This is a genomic window from Bacillus sp. CH30_1T (assembly GCF_008364765.1).
GTDB lineage: Bacteria > Bacillota > Bacilli > Bacillales > Bacillaceae_B > Rossellomorea.
Genome location: NZ_VTUY01000003.1, coordinates 81,373 through 104,752, shown reverse-complemented (window position 1 = coordinate 104,752; position 23,380 = coordinate 81,373). Strand labels below are relative to the sequence as shown.

Genomic DNA, 23,380 nt, shown 5'->3' with positions numbered 1-23,380 from the left:
ATAATTAAAGAGAGAGGTCGACTTCGGACCAACCTCTCATACGTTTTATATTTGTTTCATTTTATCCTGCACTTGATCCCGCAAGGATCTCTTCAAAAACTTCCCGACTGACGTTTTTGGAATCTCATTAAGGAACAGGATTTCATCCGGCAACCACCATTTGGCAAACTGTGGCTTCAGAAAGTCCATGATTTCTTCTTTGGAAACATTTCCTTTTCCCGAGTCTTTTAACACTACACAAGCAATCGGGCGTTCCTGCCATTCTTCATGGGGGACTGCAACTACCGCTGCTTCGAAGATATGTTCATGTGCCATGAGAGCATTTTCGATGTCTACGGAAGAAATCCATTCTCCACCTGATTTGATCAAGTCCTTTGTGCGGTCAACGATTTTAATGTATCCTTCTTCGTCGATGGTGACCACATCACCTGTATACAGCCAGCCATCACGGAATGCTTCTTCTGTTCTTTCATCTTCATAGTATTCAGAAGCAATCCATGGACCTTTCAGGGCAAGTTCTCCCATTTCCTTTCCATCCCAAGCCACTTCTCCGTCTTTCCCGACGATTTTCATGTCTAATCCAGGGACGAGGATCCCTTGCTTTGCTTTTAATTCAAGCTTTTCTTCAGCTGAAAGATCATCATGATAGCTTTTCGATGCAGCAATCACTGCAAGCGGACTTGTTTCTGTCATTCCATATGCATGCATGAACGGAATACCGAATTTCTCTTCAAAGGTTCTAATCATTCCTTTAGGAGCAGCCGAACCCCCACATAGAACTGAACGAAGGCTGGAGAGATCATACTCCTTTTTCTCTAATTCATTGAGCAAACCAAGCCAAATAGTCGGGACCCCTGCAGAAATGGTTACCTTTTCATCCTGCATTAACTGTGCCAGTAATCCTGGAGTGAAATATGGTCCAGGCAGAACCTGCTTCGTCCCGAACCACACCGAGGCGAAAGGAAGTCCCCACGCGTTTACATGGAACATCGGTACGACCGGCAGTGCCACGTCTTTTTCACAGACACCAGTCGTATCAGCAAGCCCGAGCGCCATGGCATGCAGGACGATTCCACGATGAGAATAAATGACCCCTTTAGGATTTCCGGTTGTGGCTGAGGTGTAACACATCCCGGCAGGAGCATTTTCATCTATGTCTGTCCGGAATTGGAAAGAAGGATCGCCTTCCTCCAGCAATCTCTCATAATGATAAACCGGTTCCAAAGTGGTTTCCGGCAAGTCACCATCGGTCATTACAATGAAAGCTTTGACCGTTGGTATCTGGTCTTTGATTTTTTCGATGAGTGGTACGATGTCTGAATCGATGAGCAATACCTGGTCCTTGGCATGATTGATGATATATACGATGTGCTGAGGGGATAGGCGAATATTGATCGTATGTAGGACGGCCCCACTGCAAGGAATCGCAAAATAGGATTCAAGATGCCGATGATGGTTCCAGGCAAGTGTCCCGACCTTATCCCCTTCTTCAACCCCAAGTTTTGATAGGCTGCTTGCAAGCCTTCGTGTTCTTTCTCCCCATTGTTTATACGTGAAGCGGCTTATTCCGGACTCAGTGCGTGAAACAATTTCTTTGTTAGGGAAATACTTTTCGGCTCGGTCAATCATTTGTGTCAGAAGCAGTGGTGTTTGCATCATATTCGATCTCTCCCCTCAAATTTGGTAAGCGTTTACAAAAACAATGTCTGGATTTCTATGTCTACCTTATTTATTCGACTTTTTTCAGAAGTAATCCTTTAACTATTGTTGAAAAATTCCGTTAATTACACATATACTAACCCGTCCTTAGATACTAATAAAAAGCCGTCCAGAAGTTCTCTGAACAGCTTGTTTTTATTAAAATAAGTCATTAAGGATCTTAATCTTCTTATCGGTATATTCTTTGAATCCCAGGTTGTAGGCGTTTGGCTCTTTCGGATTGGCAAAATGCGTGATCTTTCCGGTCTCCGGATCGATGAATTTGCTCGCAGCGCCGCAGCCGATGCCAATGATGGTTTGGACCTCTTCCATGATCATGATGTTATAGAGGCTATCCTGTCCGGGAAGAGCATAGCCGACATTTTCGAGGTTACCCAGTATGTTCTTCTGACGATATAAGTAATAGGGCTCATAGCCATGAGCCTTAGTCCATTCCTCAGCAAGGTCCATCATCTTCTCGATTTCCACCCGGTCTGCCACTTTATACTTATCTTTATTCTTGGTCATTTCAGACGCCCGCTTGAAGGAAAGCGTATGGACGGTCAATGATTCCGGCATGAGTTTTTCGGTTTCATCCAAAGAATGCTGAAGTTCTGGAAGCTCTTCACCTGGAAGTCCGATAATGAGATCCATGTTGATGTTGTTCATTCCCATATTGCGGGATAAATGAAATTTATCGATGGTTTCTCCCACGGTGTGATGACGGCCGATCGCTTTTAATGTTTCTTGTGTATACGACTGAGGGTTGATGGAAATGCGGTCGATATTCCATTTCTTTAGTACCTCTAGTTTTTCTTTGGAAATCGTATCCGGTCTTCCTGCTTCTACCGTCACTTCCCTTACAGCGTCCACATCTGGGAATGATCGATACATTTCTTCATACAGGGCATCCATTTCTTCTGCGGTGATAGAGGTAGGTGTCCCTCCACCATAGTAAATCGTCGTAATCTTGACGTTATTCTCTTTGAGCCAGCGTCCCATTTCCTGGATTTCATAGTGAAGCCCGGCCAGGAAGGAATCGACCCGCCCTTGTTTACCGAGAATCGCGTATGCAGGAAAAGTACAATATGCACATTTGGTAGGACAAAACGGTATTCCGATATAGATGCTCACTTCATGCTGGAGATCATAGAGATCCGGTACAACCGATAGCTGCCGGTCCACGATGTTTTGCATCAACTGAATCTTTTCATCGGTAATAAGATATTCCTCTTTCAATTTCGCATGAATCTCCTTCTGGGGGAGCCCAAGCTGATTCTGCTTATGTAAAAGCTTGGTAGGGCGGATCCCCGTTAAGATCCCCCATTTTTGCCGGATTCCCGTCAGGTCTTGAAGAACATTCAGATACACATGAGATACAGCTGTTTTCAGTTGTTTGAAGCGTTCTTTTTCATTTTCATATGATGTCCAGCCACGTTCATAGGCTGCAGTGTATGATTTATCAGAAGACGGCTTTGTCAACACGGCTTTCGCTTCTATCTTTTCTTCTATTGATAGTTCTATTTTGACTTGAAGATCCATGTCATCACCTGAGCCAAAGTGAATCACGGATTCTTCAAAAAATAAATTCGCAATCAATCGCAGGGGGCGCTCAAAACGCTCATCCTCGATTCCTTTTATCAAAACATTCACGTTCTAATCACCTTTCACCAAATCTAATAAGCTTTTATAAGTGTACAGAATGGGGTGGGAATGGTCAATGGCAGTGAGGCCCACTGAAATAAATAGAACACCCCGCTTCTCTAATAGAAATGCGGGGTGTATCGATTTATGATTTAATGATGTTCATTTTTTTCAGGAACGGTATGGGGTGCTGCTTGCGGAATAGCTCTGTTACAAAGTATGGGATGCCTTTTTCGCTTTGGCTCCGTGTAATCCAGTTCGCTGCATCTCTCACCTGTCTAGGTGCATCCCCCATAGCAACCCCAAGGCCACAGCATTCCAAGGAGTCGATGTCATCCAGCCCCGATCCGACCATCACGATTTGATCCTTTTTCACTCCGAGGCGTTCAGATAGATACATCAACCCTCGAAGCTTCGATACACCCCTTGGCACGATATCCAGTTTATAGTCGGATGTCGGAATGGCGTCCACTTCTTCATACATGCCTTTTAGAGAAGCAACAATGTCCCACACATCTTCACGATGCTCCATAACAACCGATATCTTCGGAACCGACATTGGATTCTCCAAGAGATGATCACTCACACGATCCACAAACTGCTTACTATAAAGTAATTTTGACTCTCTCTGCCAGGAGACTTTTGCCAAATCCTTTGCATGGGAATTTGCTTTGCCAATGATTGACCTCTTCTCATGGGATAGAGCTACTTGGCTTGAGAAACCTTCAAGGAATTGAGCAATTTCATACGTAATGTCCTCGGCAATTTTTTTTACATACATCGGTTTTTCAAGTTCTCCAGCGATGTAGGACCCACTATGTGAGACGAGCGGGGTTTTGAGCTTAAGGGCCTTGGCTACTTTCTTAGCTGAAGCAAAGCTCCTGCTTGTTACCAATGTGACCGGTACACCTTTATCTTGAACGTACTCAATTGCATCCTTTGTTTCCCTCGCAATTTTTCCGTTTTCATTTACAATCGTTCCATCAATATTTAGCGCTAGCATTCTATAGATCATCATCGGTGTCCCCCCTATATGTTGTCTACTCCCTTTCTTTACTTTTATGAAGAAGGGGAAACAAATATGACAAGGGGTGGGAGCAATTCGAAAATTATATGGAGTAGCTGGTAGAAACTATCAACTAGACGAGAAGTTCTTGCTGCAGTGGATCTTTCTGTTCCACTGCTATATCCACAAAAAAGGACTAACCCCCGATCCGGTAGTCAGTCCTTTTCGTACCAATATTATTTCTCCATTGAACCGTAAAGTTCTTCAAGTGGCTTCATGATGACTTTGTTCAAGTCATTGATGACCATGCTCATGCGTTGCTCAGCTTCCATAAGCTTTGAGATTTTTTCGTGTTGTTGAACAAGTTGAGCTGTTTTTTGAGCTTGCTCTACTTCTTCTTGAGAGATTTCTTCACCGCTCATTTGTTTTTGTTGAAGTGTCATTTGAATGTTTCTGAAGTTTTCAAACATCTTGTTAGCAGATTCGTCATTGTTTACTTCGTCGTACATCTTCTTCAGTTGTAGAAATTCATCGCTTTGACGTAAAGCACTTTCCAATTCGTTCGCTTGATCGTATAAGTTAATAGCCAAAATACGTACCTCCTATAATTTCACTCTATGTTTCCTACACCACTATAACAAACTATAGAGTGAAATTCTAGGAAGGACCCTTAGGCCCTGTTGAATTAAGAGATAAAGAGGGCTATGACCCCTTGAACGATTCCGATCACTCCTCCAAGTAATGCCCCTAAGTAAGTAATCATCTTGAATTCACGACGGGAAATGCCGAGAACCAATTCTTCCAATCTTCCAACTGAAAAAGATTCAACCTGCTCCTGCACGATATGCTGCAGGTGCATCTTCTCCATTAGGTTCGGAATCTTCTTCGATAAGAGGTCCGTCCCTCTATCCACCCATTTTGGAAGCTGGTTATTGAAGAAGGGTTCTTTGTGAGGCTCAAGAAAGTTTCTTAGTGGCTTGGATAGGTGCCCTTCGATGTTGACGAGTTTGACCAGGGATGCCTGGACGGTTTGAATCAAGTCTTCTTCCGGTAATCGATCGATGAATTCATCAAGCTTCATTTGTTTCAGTTTGGACCATTCTTTTGTCAGCAGATTGTAAATAATTTCCTGGGTTCCTTCATGCTTGATGAACTTTACGATTTCAGGCTGTACTTTGTCCGCAACCGATGTGTTGCCGAGGAACATTCCAAGCATGTTTCCGAGCATGCCCCGTTCTTTCAGAAAATCGTCGATCATGATCTTCACTTTCGCTTTTCCTTCAGGGCTTGTGAAATAGGTTTCCGCACGGTCTGCGATGAAGTCTACAAGCTTCGGAATACTTTCTTCGACTCTTTCCTTCCACTTTTCTGGAAGAGCTTCTTCCAGCTTTTTAGAGGTGTATGCTGCTTTGGTATCTTTCATCTTTACAGCTACCCAATCTTCAAGCCACTCATTAAGACAATCGGAGGTTACAGGGATTTGCAGGATATCCAGCCACTCATTCACGGTTTTATCCGATGTGAAGACAGGTTGTAATTCCTCCGCTAGCCAGTGGGTTACATCCCTTTGAAAATCATTATTCATCACTTTTTTCTGAAGACTTTCAGGCGTGATTAAATGATCGACCACCATTTTCCCGAGTTGTTCCGCCAATTCTCCCCGGCGTTTTGGGATCAACCCTGGTGTGAATGGTACTTTAAATTTCCCGATATAGTAAGCCCTATAAGGTCTGAATAACATTTTTATGGCTAATGAATTGGTGACTCCTCCAATGAGGGCTCCAATCAAAACCATGAACAATATTAGGATGAAAGCATCCAGCATGATTGCACCTTCCTTTTCTACCTCTCTTGTTTGAACATTTTGCCTGGGTTTACATAGAATGCTATATCAACATTAGCCCAATAAATCATTATAAAATCAAAATTGCGGGTTATGCAAACGGGGAATGCATGATGAAGATAAAATGTTCATTTAGTTCGCATAAGCATCATGATCATCATCACTTGTATATACCGAAGAAGATGATGAATCGATATCCTTTTGAACGTAACATGACGCTGAAATGTGGAAACTCTTCCCTCTACGTCACATGTAAGGAAGATTCAACTGATTCTTTACAGATTATGTTAGAAACAAGCGATTCATTATTCTCCTCCATACCGAATCTGGAGAATATATGGATATCCATCGATTCAAGGCATAGCATCATTCACATGGGACCGGTTGTGGCCCTATTAATTAACCAATTTTCTATGAATACATTACATTCACACTCTTTAAAAGAATATTTTACAGAGTGTCAAAGCTGGTTTCAACGAAAAGGTGGATTCTTTTATCTTTTACCGCTCTCTTCTTTTGTCGGAGACTTCCCTAAAGGGGTTGTATTTCTTGATCCAGACTGGGAGCTTAAGACACTTCCTGATCCTCACATCATTTACAATCGATGTCATTCAAGAAAGGTAGAAAAAACCTCTTCCTTTATAAAAGCGCTCACTCAATCTGAAGAACGGGACATTCATATTTTCAATTCTGGGTTTCTATCGAAAGACGAGATTTATAATGCGCTGAAAGACAGCCCGTCCTTAGTACATCATTTGCCCAAAACCGTGCAGGGATTCGATTCATTGGAGGAAATGCTTTCCTTATATAAGGATGTTTTCGTTAAGGGGGTAAACGGGAGTAGGGGACGTTATATCATGCGTATCCAAAAAAGAGGAGAGGAGTTTATTATGTACCAAAATTCTTTCACAACACAGAGTCCACTTTCTTTCTCAACCTTCTCTGCGCTCTATAAGCAAATTCGATCCTGGTGTACCCCTTCTTCTTATTTGGTTCAGGAAACCATTTCTTTTCTTACAGTGGAGGAGCAGCCATTAGATTTTCGATTTCTATGTCACTTGAATGGAAAGGGTAACTGGGAAATCGTTTCTTCTGTTGCCCGGATTGCTTCTCAAGGTCAATTCGTGGCAAATGTCGATCAGGGAGGACGAATCGCAAAACCTCATCCAATCCTTCAAGCTCTTTTTTCTCCTAAGAAAAGCGTCGAAATTCTAAATGACATGAAGGAGTTATGTACGTCTTCTGCCCGACTCCTTTCTGAGATGGTAGAAGGGCATTTCGCCGAGCTAGGCATTGATGTTGGCATCGATGAAAGCGGGAAGCCATGGCTGATTGAAGTCAACTCCAAACCTTCTAAACGAACATACCTGGAAAACGACCGAATTCGTCCTTCGGTTAAAGCACTCTATGAATATAGTTTCACAAAATGGATGAACAAGGAGGATTAAAACGATGAACCAATCATTGGGCATTATGACCCTTACTCCGCAAGTAACGAATAGCTACTTTCTTAGAATAGCGAAACAATCCCTCTCTTATCCTATTGATCTTTATCTGTTCTCCCCCAAAGGAATCTCTCCTTTAAACGAAACGGTGGATGGATTTTATTTCAATAGAGAGTCACAATCATGGGAAAATGAAGCCTTTGAAATTCCAGAATATATCTACGACCGTACGTATTACCAAAAGGATATACAGTCCCAGCAGGCAAAAGCCGTCGTTCAGTGGTTAAAGAACCAGAGACACATTCGATTTCTCGGCTATGGATTACCAAACAAATGGCATCTTTACGAAAAACTTAAAAAGACGCCAATCTCCCCTTATATTCCCGAAACATATCTTGTGACCGATGGAAATCATTTATTTAATCTACTTACTGAACATAAAGATATAATCATCAAACCAGTCGATGGAGCCCATGGATTTGCCATTTATCATCTTGTGGAAAGCCAGGGGGGGATAGTCGTTCGAACAACTAAAAAGGAAGGGATCAAGGAACAATCCTTCCAAAAGAAAGAGATCTTTATCAAGTGGGTTAATCGAATCCTTCTGCAGCATACTTTCATTTGTCAAAAGCGGATTCTCAATCTGACGAAAGAGGATGCTCCTTTTGATCTGCGCATTCTTTTGAATAAAAACGCTTATGGAGAATGGAGAGAATTTCAGCGGGCGATCCGCGTAGGGGAACAGCAGGCAATTCTGACCAATATCAGTCGAGGGGCTTCATACAAATCATACAGTGATTGGAAGACCCTTCATAATGCTTCATGGGACTATATTGAAGAAGAACTCACTGACCTTATGGAAGAAATGCCTTTAATACTTGAAGAACATTTTTCATCCCTGTTTGAAATTGGAGTTGACATTATTATTGCAGAGGATCAATCACTGTGGATTCTGGATATGAACTCCAAGCCAGGACATAAGGTAGTAGATGCATTAGGACAAGAAAAACTGCCATCCTTATACAAAGCTCCATTAGATTATTGTGAGTTCTTGGCATCACAATCACTAACTTCCTTAAGACGAGGTGATTACTAATGCTTAAAACGTACAAAATAGAACAATTCCAAGATGAAGAAAGCCTTCTCTACCTCCCCTCTGGCTTCAAGCTGGAGGAAGAAACGTTCCCTCATACAGTGATCCTTGGAACTGCACGGCAATACGCGGAATGTAAGCGTCATCCGAATGGACGTAACGTGATTGGCATTAGCTCTGGTTTAGCCGGGAAGCTACATCTTCCTTCTAAAGTAAAGTCCCTTTCTCTCTTTTGTAAAGAGGATTGTTTATATGCAGGGGTGCTCATTGGCATATTCACCTCAGGTTTCACAAGCTTTAGCTTAAGCCCGATTGGTGAGCGCTCCTATTTCTTCAAAAAGCTCTTATCTGTTCAATCATCCCTCGGAGTCATTCCCTTTGTGTTTGGAGAGCGTCATATTAATTGGGAGAACGGACTGGTAAAGGGATATTTTCACTTTGGAGAAGGTTGGGAAATCGAGGAAGTTCCTTTTCCCAATGTTATCTATGACAGGCTACCGAACCGCCGCAGTGAAAAGCGGAAAACGTACCAGAACATCAAAGAAAGACTACAGAGGGAATACGGTATTCCCTGGTACAATCCAGGTTTTTTTAATAAGCTTGATTTGTTTGAACGACTGGAAAACGATTCTTCAGTCCAGCATCTGCTGCCGGAAACACATTCATTTCAATCATTTGATGAGATGGAAAGAATGCTTTCCTCCTATCATCATATTTATCTTAAACCGAAAAATGGCAGTCTCGGCAACGGCATCCACAAGATTACGTATAATCGCTCTTCTGAAGAATATTATTGCAGGTTCAGGGATGCAGATCTTAAAAATCGCTTACTGAAATTTAAGTCCTTGGAGCAACTTGTCAATACGGTCTTTAAGAATCGAAATCTTGACACTTTTATTGTCCAGCGGGGAATTTCCCTGTTGCAGGAAAATAACCGGCCGATCGACTTCCGGGTTCATACGAATAAAGGTGAGGATGGAGCCTGGCAAGTAAGTGCAATAGCTGGAAAAGTGGCAGGGTCAGGAAGTGTGACCACCCATGCGAATAACGGTGGGGAAGTAAAAATTTTATCGGAGTTGTTTCCAGACGAAGCAGCCCGAGAAGTTATTGCAGGTGCACTAAAGGACGCAGCGTTAACACTATCACATGCCATCGAACGAAATCTGGAAGGATATATTGGAGAAATCGGCTTTGACTTCGGAGTGGACAAAAATCATCGAATTTGGATGTTTGAAGCAAACTCTAAGCCGGGAAGGTCTATTTTTTCCCACCCACATTTGAAGAGCTTTGATTTATTAACAAGAAAACTTGCCTTATCATTTGGAATCTTTCTCACTCAGCAAAGCTTGAATCATCCTGAGGAAATGCTCCCATGAACATCCTTTATGATCGGGGTAAGAAAACCTTTTTTCATGTGGAAGAATCTATAACAACATATGGGTTTGCGAAGAATTCATTTCTGCTTTCTTCTAAGGATTCAAAAGATTGCTATCAATTCACCATTTCACCCCATCAGAAAAATATTCCGGCGATCCCCCTGATCGGAATCGTAGCAAGTAAGGAGGAAAGGAATAAATACAAAGGGAATTTTGAATTGTTTCGATCGATTCAACTGGACGTTGAACAGGCAGGGGGAATCTGTTTTGTCTTCTCTCCTCAAGATATTTTCGGTGATTCCATTTCCGGGATCATGTACAATCAGCTATTAAACAAATGGGTGAAATGCCTATTTCCTGTTCCAAACGTCATATACAATCGCGTTCCCTCGAGGCATGCTGAGCAAAATCAGGCCTATGAGAAGCTTCTCCATTTTATCAAGGAACATAAAATTCCTTTTTTCAACCCCCATTTCTTTAACAAATGGAAAATATACGAGCTTCTTTCCAAAAGTCGTGAACTCGATCCCTACCTGCCTCAAACTGAACTTGTCACAAATGAAGAGTCCTTTACCAACTTTCTTACGACACATAAAAAAGTATACGTGAAACACTCTCTCGCTTCGCAAGGAAAGGGAATTAGACTCATCGAGATTGATGACAATGGACGTATTCTCTGCAAAAGCATTAAAAAAATGGAGAGGTTCTTAAACGTATCCCGCTTGTTTCAATCATACAGCGAATGGTTTAATAGTCACCAGTGGATTATGCAGGAAGCCGTTGCCTGTAAAACATTGCATGATCATCGTTATGACTTCCGAATATTAGTCCTCCACACGGGAGAAGATTTTCGTTTAATAGGTATTGGTGTCCGCATGTCACAGCGACAGGAAGTCACCACTCATGTACCTACCGGTGGGAAGATTATTTCACTTAAAGAAGTCGCAGACGCTCATACCAAAAAGGAAATCTCACGGATCGTTCAAAAATGTGGGGAAGTGCTTGCTAAATCCTTTGGGTATGTTGGAGAGTTCTCCATAGACCTAGCTCCCCGGGAACATGGGGGATTTGTATTATTTGAAATCAATTCAAAGCCCATGAGCTTTGATGAAGAGGAAATTGAAAACAAACGCCGAAAACAGCTTGTCCGCACATTCTTCACACTCAGTGCTAAAAATAGCGAAGGTTGAATCCAGGTGGTTCAACCTTTTTCAATCTTACCGTAATGAATTATAGATAGTAGAAAATCTCGTAGCATGTTCCATTTCATCAGTCATGGCAATAAAAAGGGGCTTATAGGCTTGTTGATTCGGGATCTCCAGCAACATGTCCCTGTAGAATTCTGCAGCTTCAAGCTCATCCTTCAGTGCTCTCAGGACTCCTTCTTTAAAAGTAGTAAACCCTACCTTCTCTTTCTTATGCACGTAATACTCTCCCGTTAATAAATAGTGGAGGTATTGGAACATTTCATAATGTACTTTTTCATCCTTCCGGGCATGTTCGATATACTCTACATATAGTGGATTATTCGTCCGCCCTTTTAATTCTTTATAGAAATAATAGGCTGTCCATTCATCACTGATCGCCTTTTGCAAATCACGAATAAACGAATTCATTCTTCGTCCCCCCTATCTCTTCAGTAAATTCTATTAGAGGAGAATTCCATTTATGATACATTTAATACATACCTACACAGCATGTATTAAAACGTTTACAATAATATTGGAGGTGATGTAAAATGATTCAACATTTTCAATATAAAAGCATGTTCGAAAATAAACAGCTTCCCGGCTGGACGTTTTCCTTTTACTTCAGCGGGACAAAATATCAAGGGAATTACCATAAAGACGGTAATATTGAATGGACCGGAGCTACTCCACCGGCTGATAAGGAAGACACCCTTAAGAAGCAGCTTCATGAACTGATGCTATTCCACGTTTATGATTGATAGAACGTACATAATTCACCTAAAAAAGAGAAATTAATGAGCCTTCATGCATAACTTCAGCTTCCTTTCCAAAACTAATGTTAGGAGGCTGATGAGCATGAAAAAAGATGATCAATTCCTTCCGGATACCAATTACGAAGGAAAAGAAAAAGCATTTCTCGATGTGGACCGTTTTATTAACGAAGGCATGTCCGGAGGTTCAGTCCACATGAGGGAAAACACAACCAACATCGAAGAAGCAATCGAAATCACAGAACATGAAGCCCCGCCGAAATAGAAAAGCGGAGGGGGCTTGTTCAGAGGCGACAAGCATAAGACGAGAATGCCGGAAAGGCGCTCCTTGCCTTTTTGGCATTCTTGGCTTATGACCTCGAGCCTCTAGCCACCGGAGCTGGACAAATAGAAAAGCGGAAGCGCCTTGTTCAGCCCCGACAAGCATAAGGCGGGCTTGCTGGAAAGGCGCTTTTGGCCTTTTTAGCAAGACTGACTTATGACCTCGAGGGGCTAGGCGCTGGAGCTGGACAATAGAAAAGCGGAGGGGGCTTGCCCAGAGGCGACAAGCATAAGACGAGAATGCCGGAAAGGCGCACCTTGCCTTTTTGGCATTCTTGGCTTATGACCTCGAGCCTCTAGCCACCGGAGCTGGACAAATAGAAAAGCGGAAGCGCCTTGTTCAGCCCCGACAAGCATATGGTGGGCTTGCTGGAAAGGCGCTTTTTGCCTTTTTAGCAAGACTGACTTATGACCTCGAGGGGCTAGGCGCTGGAGCTGGACAATAGAAAAGCGGAGGGGGCTTGCCCAGAGGCGACAAGCATAAGACGAGAATGCCGGAAAGGCGCTCCTTGCCTTTTTGGCATTCTTGGCTTATGACCTCGAGCCTCTAGCCACCGGAGCTGGACAAATAGAAAAGCGGAAGCGCCTTGTTCAGCCCCGACAAGCATATGGTGGGCTTGCTGGAAAGGCGCTTTTTGCCTTTTTAGCAAGACTGACTTATGACCTCGAGGGGCTAGGCGCTGGAGCTGGACACCAAACAAAAAAGCTGCCAATCAAGGAGTCTTTCCCTAAGGCAGCTTTTAGTATTTATCGACTTCTGACAAGCAAATTGACGGCTTCTTGAATAGCATCTTCTGCATTGATTCCCTCTTCTTCCGATTCACGTATGCAGGCTTCCAGGTTTTTCGCAACGATGAGACCCAATGTACGATCAACTGCAGTACGAACGGCAGATAATTGAGTCACAACATCCTTACAGTGTTTTTCCTCTTCCATCATCTTCAACACGCCGCGCACTTGACCTTCAAGACGTTTCATTCGATTCGTAACTTCTTTAGTATATTCCATTTAGGACACCTCATAATGATTTATTCATTCTTCAATAGTATTAAAATTAGCGATTCTTTGCAATAATGCACACTTTGATTAATCCAACTATTTCAGTACAATAGACATTATAACCTTTTTTACTATAATAATGAACAAAGAGGGATGACATGTTTACATCTTTACGTAAAAAATTTCCTGCTTCCTTAATCCAAAACCATTATCCAACCAATCTTGAAGCTACAAAGATTTGGTTTACAAATGAAGCAGAAGATGAATACATAGGCATTGATAGAAGTGAAATCACTCATGAGGAAATGGAGTTATTGAACTGCTTGTTCAAAGAGATAATAAATCCATCCGGATCGATCAATGATTCTCCCAACTCAATGGAATGGTTCAACTATTTATATAAGAATGGACCAATGCCTTCAAATATAGCCGGCGAATTCCGAATCATTCAATTCTCGATGAAGGAGAGTTTAGACCAGCTCCTATTAAAAGAGGCGTTTCAACATCTTTTACCCCTCAACACGCTTCTTGTATTTCAAGATGATAATATGGGGTTGCTCATTGAAGAGAAAAATGAATGGAATTTGGATGAAGAGCAATTACTGACGATTTCCCATGTGATTGAGTCGGACTTTTTCGTCAGTCTTTCTTATTTCATAGGACAATTTCATGAGGTTCCACAATTCCCTCACACCTTTAAATATGAGCGGGAATTGTTTTCATTCTCCAGAACGGTGCAGAAGCAGGCATTTATTCAATCCGTGGTGACGGTTCTGCCTGAATTTGCCCTGCATCATTTACCTCAGGAATGGAAAAAACAAATTTTCACAAAGGTGGCTGACACCTTTCAGGAAGATCCTGAATTGATTCACACTGTTAAGGCTTTTCTCGAGCATCAATCAAATATCAGTCAGACTGCCAAGAAACTGTTTATGCACCGGAATAGCGTACAGTATCGAATTGATAAGTTCATTGAAAAAACCAATATTGATATTAAAACATTTCAAGGTGGAATTTTAGCCTATTTCGCATGCTTGAACTTTCAATCTGACAACCTGCATAAAAAGGAATAAGGAACTTTGTGCAAGTTGACCATATCGTTTTGAATCCGCTTTCTCTACAATAGGTCTATAGATGAAAACGATTGCAATTCAAGGAGGAGAAGGTAAAATGGCTGAATTAAAATTAGAAAATATCCACAAAATTTATGATGGTAAGGTTACAGCAGTAAATGACTTTAATCTTCATATTCAAGATAAAGAGTTTATCGTATTTGTAGGACCTTCAGGTTGCGGGAAGTCAACGACTCTTCGTATGATTGCCGGACTTGAAGAAATTTCTAAAGGAGATTTCTCTATAGATGGAAAGCGCGTAAACGATGTGGCACCAAAAGACCGTGATATCGCCATGGTTTTCCAGAACTATGCCCTATACCCACACATGAGCGTTTACGATAATATGGCCTTTGGTCTTAAATTACGTAAGTTCGATAAACAAGAAATTGACCGTCGTGTTCAAGAAGCGGCTAAGATCCTTGGTCTTGAAGCACTGCTTGATCGTAAACCGAAAGCATTATCAGGTGGGCAGCGTCAGCGTGTAGCACTTGGCCGTGCCATCGTTCGTGATGCGAAAGTGTTCTTAATGGATGAGCCTTTATCCAACCTTGATGCTAAGCTTCGTGTGCAAATGCGTGCAGAGATCGCCAAGCTTCACCAACGTTTACAAACTACAACGATTTACGTAACTCATGACCAAACAGAAGCAATGACAATGGCAACACGTATTGTTGTCATGAAGGATGGAGTCATCCAACAAGTTGGTTCTCCTAAAGAAGTTTACGATAAGCCTGAAAATGTTTTCGTAGGCGGATTCATTGGATCACCTGCTATGAACTTCTTCCATGGCTCCCTTGAAGATGGTACATTCGTAATTGGAAATACCAAAGTTTCCGTACCGGAAGGGAAAATGAAAGTGCTTCGCGAACAAGGTCATGTAGGCAAGAGCATCGTTCTGGGAGTGCGTCCTGAGGATATTCATGATGAGCCACTATTCTTAGATACTGCACAAGGAGCGAAAATCACTGCGAAAATTGAAGTATCTGAATTAACAGGTGCTGAAACAATGCTTTACTCCCAATTAGAAGGACAAGAGTTTGTAGCCCGCGTTGACTCTCGTACCGATATCGCTGCCGGTCAAACAATTGAACTTGCTTTTGATATGAACAAAGCTCATTTCTTTGATTCAGAATCTGAGTCCAGAATTCGATAAAATAAACGCTTTTACTTCTTAATCTTAAAAAGCCGCACTCAATTACGAGTGCGGCTTTTTTGACATCTTTTAAAACTCTGTCAAATCTATGCTTTTCCCCTCTTCTTCCCCACATCGAATGCACGTGAAAAGATGTAGGCAAGTATCAGAGCAGCTGCTATTCGGAATGCCATCGGCTAATTGCACATGCTGTATATCCATATACGCACTGTACTCATCATAAAAATCATAATATCTTCCCTGATCTGTTGTAGAGTCCCCGCACTTTGGGCATAATCCCCTGTATTCAACGATCCCATTACATAATGCGCAAGCTTTCATTGTTGTGTCACCATACTTTCAATCTAATTCATTGTATAGTGGTATCTTTTTTACAATCACGGTGATTTATGTAGAAAACTTATAGGTATTTAACAGGAATAAATTCCCTGTCAACACGTTGAATATATTGCCCCAAAAAAACCATAATACCTAGTAACAAGGCAGCAACAAGCATTCTCTCACCCACTCGATGGGTTACACCATATTAAGATGGTCGCTCATGGAATAGCGGGCTGGTGCAACTCCAGCTGACCCAACCAATAAAAATCTTATACATTTTAAGGAGATGACAGATTATGCAACAGCAACAATCTCGCAGCAATTCATCTAACCAACTAGTAGCTCCAGGAGCTCAACAAGCAATCGACCAAATGAAGTACGAAATCGCTTCTGAATTTGGCGTACAATTAGGACCAGATGCTACAGCTCGTGCTAACGGTTCTGTAGGTGGAGAAATTACTAAACGCCTGGTTCAAATGGCTGAACAACAAATCGGTGGCGGGTACCAAAAATAATCAGCAATTTCATATGAATGGATAAAGCCCCCGGTCCTATTGCCGGGGGTTTTCATTTTGGCTGTCTCTCTAATATAAAAAGAACTGACACTAGCAGGAGCCATCTCTTCGTATTATTTATTATGAACCATGCTTGCCGGATCGATCCACTGATCATACTCCTCTTCTGACAGGTATCCTGATTCGATGGCTGCTTCTTTTAATGTAGAGCCATTTTTGTGAGCTTTCTTGGCTATTTCAGCAGCTTTTTCATACCCGATATGGGGATTTAATGCCGTTACGAGCATAAGGGACCTTTGAACAAAGTCTTCTATTACCTCTATGTTCGCTTCTAGTCCTTTTACACACTTATCGTTAAAGGACTTTATTCCATCTGTAAGCAGTCGTACGGATTGCAGCATGTTATAGATGATGACTGGTTTAAATACATTAAGTTCGAAGTTTCCTTGGCTGGCGGCAAATCCGATGGCCGCGTCGTTCCCAAATACTTGTGTCACTACCATCGTCACTGCTTCACTCTGGGTCGGATTCACTTTACCCGGCATGATCGAACTTCCTGGTTCATTGGCTGGTATCGTTATCTCGCCAATCCCACTACGGGGACCGCTCGCTAACCACCTTACATCGTTGGCTATTTTCATCAGATCTGCGGCCAGTGCTTTTACAGCTCCGTGTACGTACACGATTTCATCGTGGGACGTTAGGGCATGAAACTTATTATCAGATGAGGCAAACTTGATGCCTGTCTGAACTTCTAATTGACTTGCCACTTTGTCACCGAAATCTGGGTCGGCGTTAATCCCCGTTCCAACAGCCGTCCCTCCGATAGCCAGATTGACTAATTGATTAACGCTTTCTCTCAGCATACTATAGGATCTCTCCATCATGGCACGCCATCCGCTGATTTCCTGACCGAGCGTCAAGGGTGTTGCATCTTGAAGATGGGTACGGCCAATTTTGATTATGTCACTGAATTGTTCTTCTTTTTCTCTTAGTGTCGCAATGAATTCCTGAATAACAGGAAACAGCTTTGATTCGATTTCTTGATACGCTGCGATGTGCATGGCTGTAGGGAATGTATCATTGGAGCTTTGGGACATGTTCACATCATCATTCGGATGGACTTTTTCATGAGATCCTTTATCTTTGAGAATTTCATTGGCACGAAAGGAAACGACTTCATTTATGTTCATATTGGATTGTGTACCGCTTCCTGTTTGCCATACTACAAGGGGAAAATGGGCATCCCACTTTCCTTCCAGGATTTCATCACATGCCTGTCCAATCGCCCTCTTCTTGTCATCTGAAAGCTTACCAAGTGAGTGGTTGACAACTGCGGCGGCTTTCTTTAACTGTGCGAAGGCATATGTAACCTCAATGGGCATTTTCTCTGTACCGATTTGGAAGTTTTCTTTACTTCGCTGCGTCTGTGCTCCCCAATATTTTTCCTTGGGTACCTTCATTTCTCCGATTGTGTCACGTTCTATACGATATTCCATTCTAGTTCCTCCCTTAAATGACTCTTCTATTACCATATTTCCACTAATCCAGTTAATCTAACCTTTTTCTGAAAAGTTTATTAGACTCACATAATAATATGACCATAAACCTAAAAAAAGATGAATGAGCATGAGTCTCATTCATCTTTTACAGTTTATTGTATTAAATTCAGGAATTGTTTCGTACGTTCGTTCTTAGGGTGTTCAAACACTTCTTGAGGTGAGCCTTCTTCAACGATATATCCACCATCCATGAAGATTACCTTATCAGCTGCTTCTTTTGCAAATCTCATTTCATGAGTCACGACAACCATGGTCATTCCTTCTTCAGCAAGGTCCTTCATTACCTTTAGAACCTCCCCTACCAATTCAGGATCGAGTGCTGAGGTTGGTTCATCGAAGAGCATCACTTCCGGTTCGATCGCTAATGCTCTTGCGATTCCGACCCGTTGCTGTTGTCCTCCTGAGAGCTGGAATGGATAATAGTCCACTTTTTCACCGAGTCCCACTTTTTCAAGCAGTCTGATCGCTTTCTCTTTTGTTTCGGACTTGTTGCGTTTTTGGACAACAGTTGGTCCTTCCATTACGTTTTCCAGTGCGGTCATGTGGGGAAACAGATTATAGTTTTGGAATACCATGCCTGTTTTCCGTCTAAGTTTAATAAGCTCTTGCTTGGAAACCTTCTTATTGAAATCAACAGAAGTCCCTCCAATTGAAACGGTTCCGTCATTCGGTAATTCCAGTGCATTTAAACAACGCAGGAAGGTTGTCTTTCCTGAACCCGATGGGCCGATCAGGACGATCACCTCTCCTTTATTGACATCTACATTCATTCCTTTTAATACTTCTAATTGATCAAATCGTTTGGTTAATCCTTTGATGGAAATCATATTCAATCTCCTTTAATATTACTTGGCAATATATCGGTCCAGTCTAGTCTCGATTCGTCCTTGAATAATGGATAGAATAAAGCAAATGATCCAGTACAGCAAGGCAGCTTCCATGTACATGAGCAGGAACTCATAGTTTGTGGCAGCGATCTCCTGTGCTTTTCTGAACATTTCCGTTACGAGAATTAATGAAGCAAGCGAGGTATCCTTCACCAAACTAATGAAAGAGTTCGATAGCGGTGGGATGGATACCCTCGTTGCCTGCGGCAGGATGATTCTCTTTAAGGCCTGTGAATACGTCATACCAATTGAATAGCCCGCTTCCCATTGGCCTTTTGGAATCGATTGAATCGCTGCACGGACGATTTCAGAGGAGTAGGCACCTTTATTTAATGAGAAAGCAATGATAGCAGACGGGAACGGATCAAACTTTATTCCAAGTGTCGGTAAGCCGTAGAAAATAATGAACAATTGAACAAGTAAGGGTGTTCCCCTAATGGCAGATACATAAAATCGTGCAATTCCTCTTAGAATCGATACATTGGACAATCGGGCAAGAGCAGTAAGGACGGCCAGGATCATTCCTAAAGCAAAAGAAATCAGCGTCAGAGGGATAGAATAGTACAAAGCTCCCTCTAGCATTGGAAGCAGGGAGCTTTGTAAGATATCAATCATTGCTTCAGGATCCTGGTAGATACTACTTAGGAGATACATCTTCTCCGAACCATTTCTCAGAAATCTCTTTGTACGTACCGTCTTCCATCATTTCCTCTAACGCTTTGTTTACTTCTTCCACTAACTTGTCGTTACCTTTACGGAACATGAAACCACTTTGACCGGCATCTTCAGCTTCAGCCGCAATTTTCACATTGGCATTTGGCTGTTTCTTTAAATAATCCAGGATAGAGATTTTATCGTTCACTGTCACGTCCACTCTGCCTTGTTCAAGGAGTTGGATGGATTGTGACAGTCCCTCTACACCTTGGATTTCTGCACCACTTTTTTCAGCGATGTCGCGGTAGTTACTTGTTAGAGATTGAGCAGAAGTCAATCCCTTAATATCTTCAAATGATGTAACATCCTTATTGTCTTTCGATACAACCACAACTGCACTTGATTCAATATATGGTGTTGAGAAATCATATTTCTCCTGGCGATCTTCACGAATTCCCACTTGGTTTGCAATTACGTCAAAACGCTTAGAATTCAAACCTTCAAACATGGCATCCCATTGAGTCTCTTGGAATTTAGCTTCAACGCCGATGCGCTTTGCTACTTCACGGGCAATCTCTACGTCAAACCCAGTCAGTTCTCCTGATTCGTCGTGGAATGTGAAAGGAGGATATGTACCTTCCGTTCCAACCAGTAATTCTCCTTCTTCCATCACTTGATCGTAAAGTGATGTTTCAGAACCTTCTTTAGAATCACCACTGGATTCTTCTTTATCATTAGATTGACCACACGCAGCTAGTACCATGGACAAAGCAATTAGCATAATGATGGATAATTTCCATTTTTTCATTGTAAAACCCCCACTATTCTTATCGGATTTAAAACTATTACGAATGTCATCATAAAACGATACAAGGAATAAGTCAATAAAAAAGATTTCAATTCGAGACTTTTTCATTCTTCACACTTATTAGTATGTATTCTGATATGCTCAATCATGTAAAGAATAACGATTTTGCGATAAACTATTTCTGATGGGAAACGGGAGGTTAAAATGATGAAAATCGCTTTATTTGGAAGTACGGGGCGAGTCGGTTCTGTTGTCTTTCAACAAGCAAACCCAACACATGAAGTGAATTGCTTGGTTAGAAAATATTTGGCCAGACAAACATCCGGCATTGATATTGCTGGTGATGTATTGAATGAAGTAGATGTAATGAAAACCATCGAGGGTTGCGATGCGGTGATCAGCTGCTTAAATACGGATAAGAATGACGTACTCTCAAGGAGCATGCCCCTCCTCTTAAAAGCAATGAGGCATCATGGTGTAAAACGAATCATTACCTGTGGTACAGCAGGGATCCTTCAAGCTCGAAAGGAATCCAGTCTGTATCGATTCCAGTCAATTGAATCTAAACGTAGAAGCACAGCTGCTGCCGAGGACCATTTAAGAGCCTATTTAATCTTAAAAGCCTCAGAAATGGATTGGACGATTGTTTGTCCTACTTATTTACCTGATGGAGAGCGCCTTGGGGAATACCGGATAGAGGGTGATGTCCTTCCTGAAGAAGGAAAAAGCATTTCCATGTTTGACACGGGGGATTTTATCTACCAACAGCTGGAGGATGATCGCTATATCAGAACTCGCGTGGGGATTTGTTACTGAAATTAGTGTGGATCCTACTTGGCGCCTCATAGGCAAAAGCTTTCCTTTAAGAATATTTCATCCATAAATCCGTTTATTATTAGAGGATAGCATGCCCGCTATCCTCTTACTATTTTCTACTGAAAAACGTTACCTTTAGCACCATTTCCCCTGGGTTGACCTACTCATGTCATTTCATCTATCTATCCATTCTATCTAGTAGCTTACTCTAATTAAGCCATACTTTATAACTACATCACTTTTTCAGTAGATTTATCCGCCCATAATTCCAGTTGGCTAATTTCACTAGCGTGACTGCTAAATATGATCTCTATTTTCGCTCAGTGTTCTATTAAATTTTTTCACCTACACATTTTCACTATAGTAATACAAAAGGGCTGCCCATATTTACTTATTATTGGGGAATAGCTGAAGCTTGTCCTACCACTTCACATAAGATGTTCTTGTAAGGTTCGAATTTTACCTGACTTCCATGTAGAAAGGGGGTGAGGGAATGATTATTACAGCACTAGTTGTGCTATTACTCGCACTTGCTCTTGTTGTGGCTATTTTATTAGGGCAGGAAGCTCTTGCTGATGTCCTTTATAGCTGCATCGGTGAAGTTATTAGTGCAGGAAGGGCTTAATGGCCTCCTGTACTTCAACACCCAATGCCTTATACTCTCACTCCCCTGTCAGACCGGTCTGACGGGGAGTACAAATATAAATAGAAAGGTTTTGAGGATAATATGTCAGTGAATGATGATTTAAAAAAACAATTGGAAAACTTAGATATCAGCAACATCATGAACCTTGCTGAGACGATGCTAAATGAAAAAGAGATGAATCAAACGAAAGGAAATTCAAATGAAATTGAAGGCAGTAAGCTGATGAAGGATGAAAATCTTTCTTCTCTGATCAAATTGTCAAAAAATCTGGTCAACCCTACATCCCTATCTTTCCTTTCAAACATAAGCAAGCTTTCCGATGTACATCAAGCCAACATAGGAACATCCAGCCTATTAAAGTCAATCGGATCCCTAGAAAGTGAGCTTGTAAATACTCAACAGAAATTAGATGAGCTAAAAAAACAGAACACAAAAATCCTCCGTCTTTTAAAGGCTAATACAGAATAATCAACAGAGGAAAAACTGATTCTATGAATATGTATAAAACAAAAAGCCTCCTAATTTGGTAACAAGCTCTTTACAGCTTTAATTATCCAAATAAGAAGGTTTTTTGTTTTCTATACAATCAAAAGTCTTTCAGTTTCAGGTTATTGAAAAATCGTTGAAATGAGTTCGTCTGTTGTCATTCCGCTCTCGACTTCGAAAGTACCCGGGCGCAAATCATTTTCAAGACCTCGCTTTTCAACTTCTTTGTAAAAGTCGAGGCCGCTTTTGATGATGTTTGCGTTTTCCAGGGCATTTCCGACATCAATACTTGTCATACCTGTAGAAACAGTCAATATGGTCCGGTAAACGACCTTATCGTCCGTCTTTTCCTCTTTCTTATCTTCCGCTTTCTCTTCCTGTTTCTCGGTCATGGCTGAAAGCTGCTTGTTCCACTCTGCTTCTGTATGTATAACAAAGCCGTTGGAGGTCAGCTGTTTCACCATTTCTTCCTCTGTAAGCTTCTCCGTTTTAACGGTTTCCACTTTCTCTGTACTCTTGGCTTCCGAAGGACCAAACATATAAACAGCACCGATTGACGTCGTTGAAATTAAGAGACCTGCAGCAAAACTGCGCAATGAATTAGGCGTCACTCTCATTGTGCTACTAAGCTCCTTTCAGTCTTCCTTGTCATGTAAGGAGCAAGCATGTGCTCTACTTCATTCGGTGTTAGCTGGTTTTTGGATGCAATGCTTTCAATGGAGTATCCTCTTTTATGTAAGTCAAGCATCTCACGCAGAATAAAACGTTCTTTCGATTCCGCTGGTGCTGCCCCGGACTGGTGTGCTGTAATTTCAGCATCTAATTGAATATTCCGTAACTGCTTCTCCAGTTCATGCACTTCATTCAATACTGAAATCGAAACATGCTCTATTTGTTGCTCAAGCTGTGAGTTGGATTGTGTCGTTTTAATAAACGATAAAATGAGCAGCACGACTGCTGTCCCAAATAAAATGGCAATTACCCATCCCATCATAGGATCCTCCCTTTATGAAACTTTTTTATCAATTAAAT

At 41.7% G+C, this 23,380-nt stretch carries 25 protein-coding genes; 12 read left to right on the top strand and 13 right to left on the bottom strand.

Going from position 1 to position 23,380, the window contains the following annotated elements; translation table 11 throughout:
* Window positions 1-45: 45 nt before the first annotated feature.
* From F0342_RS05905 to F0342_RS05885, 5 genes are all read right to left on the bottom strand, one after another.
* Entirely contained in the window at window positions 46-1,659 is a 1,614-nt protein-coding gene (locus F0342_RS05905; RefSeq protein ID WP_149155080.1) for a long-chain fatty acid--CoA ligase, read from the bottom strand.
* Between the two features lie 198 nt (window positions 1,660-1,857).
* Window positions 1,858-3,351 carry a coproporphyrinogen III oxidase gene (locus F0342_RS05900; RefSeq protein ID WP_149155079.1) on the bottom strand — a complete coding sequence of 498 codons (1,494 nt, stop codon included), beginning with the start codon at window positions 3,349-3,351 and terminating at the stop codon, window positions 1,858-1,860.
* A gap of 136 nt (window positions 3,352-3,487) precedes the next feature.
* Window positions 3,488-4,360, bottom strand: coding sequence for an HAD-IIB family hydrolase (locus tag F0342_RS05895; RefSeq protein ID WP_316252585.1), 873 nt, complete (start codon window positions 4,358-4,360; stop codon window positions 3,488-3,490).
* Between the two features lie 224 nt (window positions 4,361-4,584).
* Complete coding sequence (locus F0342_RS05890) at window positions 4,585-4,938, bottom strand: YlbF/YmcA family competence regulator (RefSeq protein ID WP_149155078.1); 354 nt, start codon at window positions 4,936-4,938, stop codon at window positions 4,585-4,587.
* Window positions 4,939-5,033: 95 nt separating this feature from the next.
* Window positions 5,034-6,173 carry a DUF445 domain-containing protein gene (locus F0342_RS05885; RefSeq protein WP_149155077.1) on the bottom strand — a complete coding sequence of 380 codons (1,140 nt, stop codon included), beginning with the start codon at window positions 6,171-6,173 and terminating at the stop codon, window positions 5,034-5,036.
* Window positions 6,174-6,304: 131 nt separating this feature from the next.
* Between F0342_RS05885 and F0342_RS05880 the strand changes: the two genes are divergently transcribed.
* The 4 genes from F0342_RS05880 to F0342_RS05865 are packed head-to-tail and all read left to right on the top strand — an operon-like array spanning window position 6,305 to window position 11,295.
* Window positions 6,305-7,639, top strand: a complete 1,335-nt coding sequence (locus F0342_RS05880) for a YheC/YheD family endospore coat-associated protein (RefSeq protein WP_188048421.1) — start codon at window positions 6,305-6,307, stop codon at window positions 7,637-7,639.
* Between the two features lie 4 nt (window positions 7,640-7,643).
* Window positions 7,644-8,732 carry a YheC/YheD family endospore coat-associated protein gene (locus tag F0342_RS05875; RefSeq protein WP_149155075.1) on the top strand — a complete coding sequence of 363 codons (1,089 nt, stop codon included), beginning with the start codon at window positions 7,644-7,646 and terminating at the stop codon, window positions 8,730-8,732.
* Window positions 8,732-10,105, top strand: a complete 1,374-nt coding sequence (locus F0342_RS05870) for a YheC/YheD family endospore coat-associated protein (protein WP_149155074.1) — start codon at window positions 8,732-8,734, stop codon at window positions 10,103-10,105. The genes F0342_RS05875 and F0342_RS05870 overlap by 1 nt, the downstream gene beginning before the upstream one ends.
* Window positions 10,102-11,295: a YheC/YheD family endospore coat-associated protein gene (locus tag F0342_RS05865; RefSeq protein WP_149155073.1), complete on the top strand. Its 1,194-nt coding sequence runs from the start codon at window positions 10,102-10,104 to the stop codon at window positions 11,293-11,295. Before F0342_RS05870 ends, F0342_RS05865 begins: the two co-directional genes overlap by 4 nt.
* Before the next feature lie 27 nt (window positions 11,296-11,322).
* Here the strand turns inward: F0342_RS05865 and F0342_RS05860 are convergent, their stop codons facing one another.
* Window positions 11,323-11,721, bottom strand: coding sequence for a ferritin-like domain-containing protein (locus tag F0342_RS05860; protein ID WP_149155072.1), 399 nt, complete (start codon window positions 11,719-11,721; stop codon window positions 11,323-11,325).
* Window positions 11,722-11,843: 122 nt separating this feature from the next.
* Here F0342_RS05860 and F0342_RS05855 point away from each other — a divergent pair, with 122 nt between their 5' ends.
* Together F0342_RS05855 and F0342_RS05850 are read left to right on the top strand one after the other, a co-directional pair.
* Window positions 11,844-12,053, top strand: a complete 210-nt coding sequence (locus F0342_RS05855; protein ID WP_149155071.1) for a YheE family protein — start codon at window positions 11,844-11,846, stop codon at window positions 12,051-12,053.
* Window positions 12,054-12,150: 97 nt separating this feature from the next.
* Window positions 12,151-12,330 carry a hypothetical protein gene (locus F0342_RS05850; RefSeq protein WP_149155070.1) on the top strand — a complete coding sequence of 60 codons (180 nt, stop codon included), beginning with the start codon at window positions 12,151-12,153 and terminating at the stop codon, window positions 12,328-12,330.
* A gap of 803 nt (window positions 12,331-13,133) precedes the next feature.
* Here the strand turns inward: F0342_RS05850 and F0342_RS05845 are convergent.
* Window positions 13,134-13,394, bottom strand: coding sequence for a metal-sensitive transcriptional regulator (locus F0342_RS05845; protein WP_149155069.1), 261 nt, complete (start codon window positions 13,392-13,394; stop codon window positions 13,134-13,136).
* A gap of 149 nt (window positions 13,395-13,543) precedes the next feature.
* Here F0342_RS05845 and F0342_RS05840 point away from each other — a divergent pair, with 149 nt between their 5' ends.
* From F0342_RS05840 to F0342_RS05830, 3 genes are all read left to right on the top strand, one after another.
* Window positions 13,544-14,458 (top strand): PucR family transcriptional regulator, encoded by a 915-nt coding sequence (locus tag F0342_RS05840; RefSeq protein WP_149155068.1) that lies wholly within the window; start codon window positions 13,544-13,546, stop codon window positions 14,456-14,458.
* A 97-nt stretch (window positions 14,459-14,555) separates the two neighbouring features.
* Window positions 14,556-15,653 (top strand): ABC transporter ATP-binding protein, encoded by a 1,098-nt coding sequence (locus F0342_RS05835; RefSeq protein WP_149155379.1) that lies wholly within the window; start codon window positions 14,556-14,558, stop codon window positions 15,651-15,653.
* Between the two features lie 617 nt (window positions 15,654-16,270).
* Complete coding sequence (locus F0342_RS05830; protein ID WP_034763234.1) at window positions 16,271-16,489, top strand: alpha/beta-type small acid-soluble spore protein; 219 nt, start codon at window positions 16,271-16,273, stop codon at window positions 16,487-16,489.
* A gap of 113 nt (window positions 16,490-16,602) precedes the next feature.
* Here the strand turns inward: F0342_RS05830 and fumC are convergent, their stop codons facing one another.
* The 4 genes from fumC to F0342_RS05810 form a co-directional block, all read right to left on the bottom strand.
* The gene (gene fumC, locus F0342_RS05825) at window positions 16,603-17,988 is read right to left on the bottom strand and encodes a class II fumarate hydratase (protein ID WP_149155067.1); all 1,386 of its coding nucleotides are present in this window, start codon (window positions 17,986-17,988) and stop codon (window positions 16,603-16,605) included.
* Between the two features lie 155 nt (window positions 17,989-18,143).
* The gene (locus F0342_RS05820; protein WP_149155066.1) at window positions 18,144-18,878 is read right to left on the bottom strand and encodes an amino acid ABC transporter ATP-binding protein; all 735 of its coding nucleotides are present in this window, start codon (window positions 18,876-18,878) and stop codon (window positions 18,144-18,146) included.
* Between the two features lie 18 nt (window positions 18,879-18,896).
* Window positions 18,897-19,592 carry an amino acid ABC transporter permease gene (locus tag F0342_RS05815; protein ID WP_113971234.1) on the bottom strand — a complete coding sequence of 232 codons (696 nt, stop codon included), beginning with the start codon at window positions 19,590-19,592 and terminating at the stop codon, window positions 18,897-18,899.
* On the bottom strand, window positions 19,576-20,400 hold the full coding sequence (locus F0342_RS05810; protein ID WP_149155065.1) for an amino acid ABC transporter substrate-binding protein: 825 nt from the start codon (window positions 20,398-20,400) through the stop codon (window positions 19,576-19,578). The genes F0342_RS05815 and F0342_RS05810 overlap by 17 nt, the downstream gene beginning before the upstream one ends.
* 207 nt (window positions 20,401-20,607) lie before the next feature.
* Between F0342_RS05810 and F0342_RS05805 the strand changes: the two genes are divergently transcribed.
* From F0342_RS05805 to F0342_RS05800, 3 genes are all read left to right on the top strand, one after another.
* A complete protein-coding gene (locus F0342_RS05805) occupies window positions 20,608-21,216 on the top strand; it encodes an NAD(P)-dependent oxidoreductase (RefSeq protein ID WP_149155064.1) in 609 nt (202 codons plus the stop codon).
* Window positions 21,217-21,709: 493 nt separating this feature from the next.
* Window positions 21,710-21,841 (top strand): hypothetical protein, encoded by a 132-nt coding sequence (locus tag F0342_RS25310; protein ID WP_262481655.1) that lies wholly within the window; start codon window positions 21,710-21,712, stop codon window positions 21,839-21,841.
* A gap of 102 nt (window positions 21,842-21,943) precedes the next feature.
* Complete coding sequence (locus F0342_RS05800) at window positions 21,944-22,330, top strand: hypothetical protein (RefSeq protein WP_188048419.1); 387 nt, start codon at window positions 21,944-21,946, stop codon at window positions 22,328-22,330.
* A gap of 140 nt (window positions 22,331-22,470) precedes the next feature.
* On the opposite strand, the gene F0342_RS05795 is transcribed toward F0342_RS05800, so the two are convergent.
* Window positions 22,471-22,965, bottom strand: coding sequence for an endolytic transglycosylase MltG (locus tag F0342_RS05795; RefSeq protein ID WP_262481654.1), 495 nt, complete (start codon window positions 22,963-22,965; stop codon window positions 22,471-22,473).
* Window positions 22,962-23,339 (bottom strand): hypothetical protein, encoded by a 378-nt coding sequence (locus F0342_RS05790; RefSeq protein ID WP_149155062.1) that lies wholly within the window; start codon window positions 23,337-23,339, stop codon window positions 22,962-22,964. Before F0342_RS05790 ends, F0342_RS05795 begins: the two co-directional genes overlap by 4 nt.
* Between the last annotated feature and the right edge of the window lie 41 nt (window positions 23,340-23,380).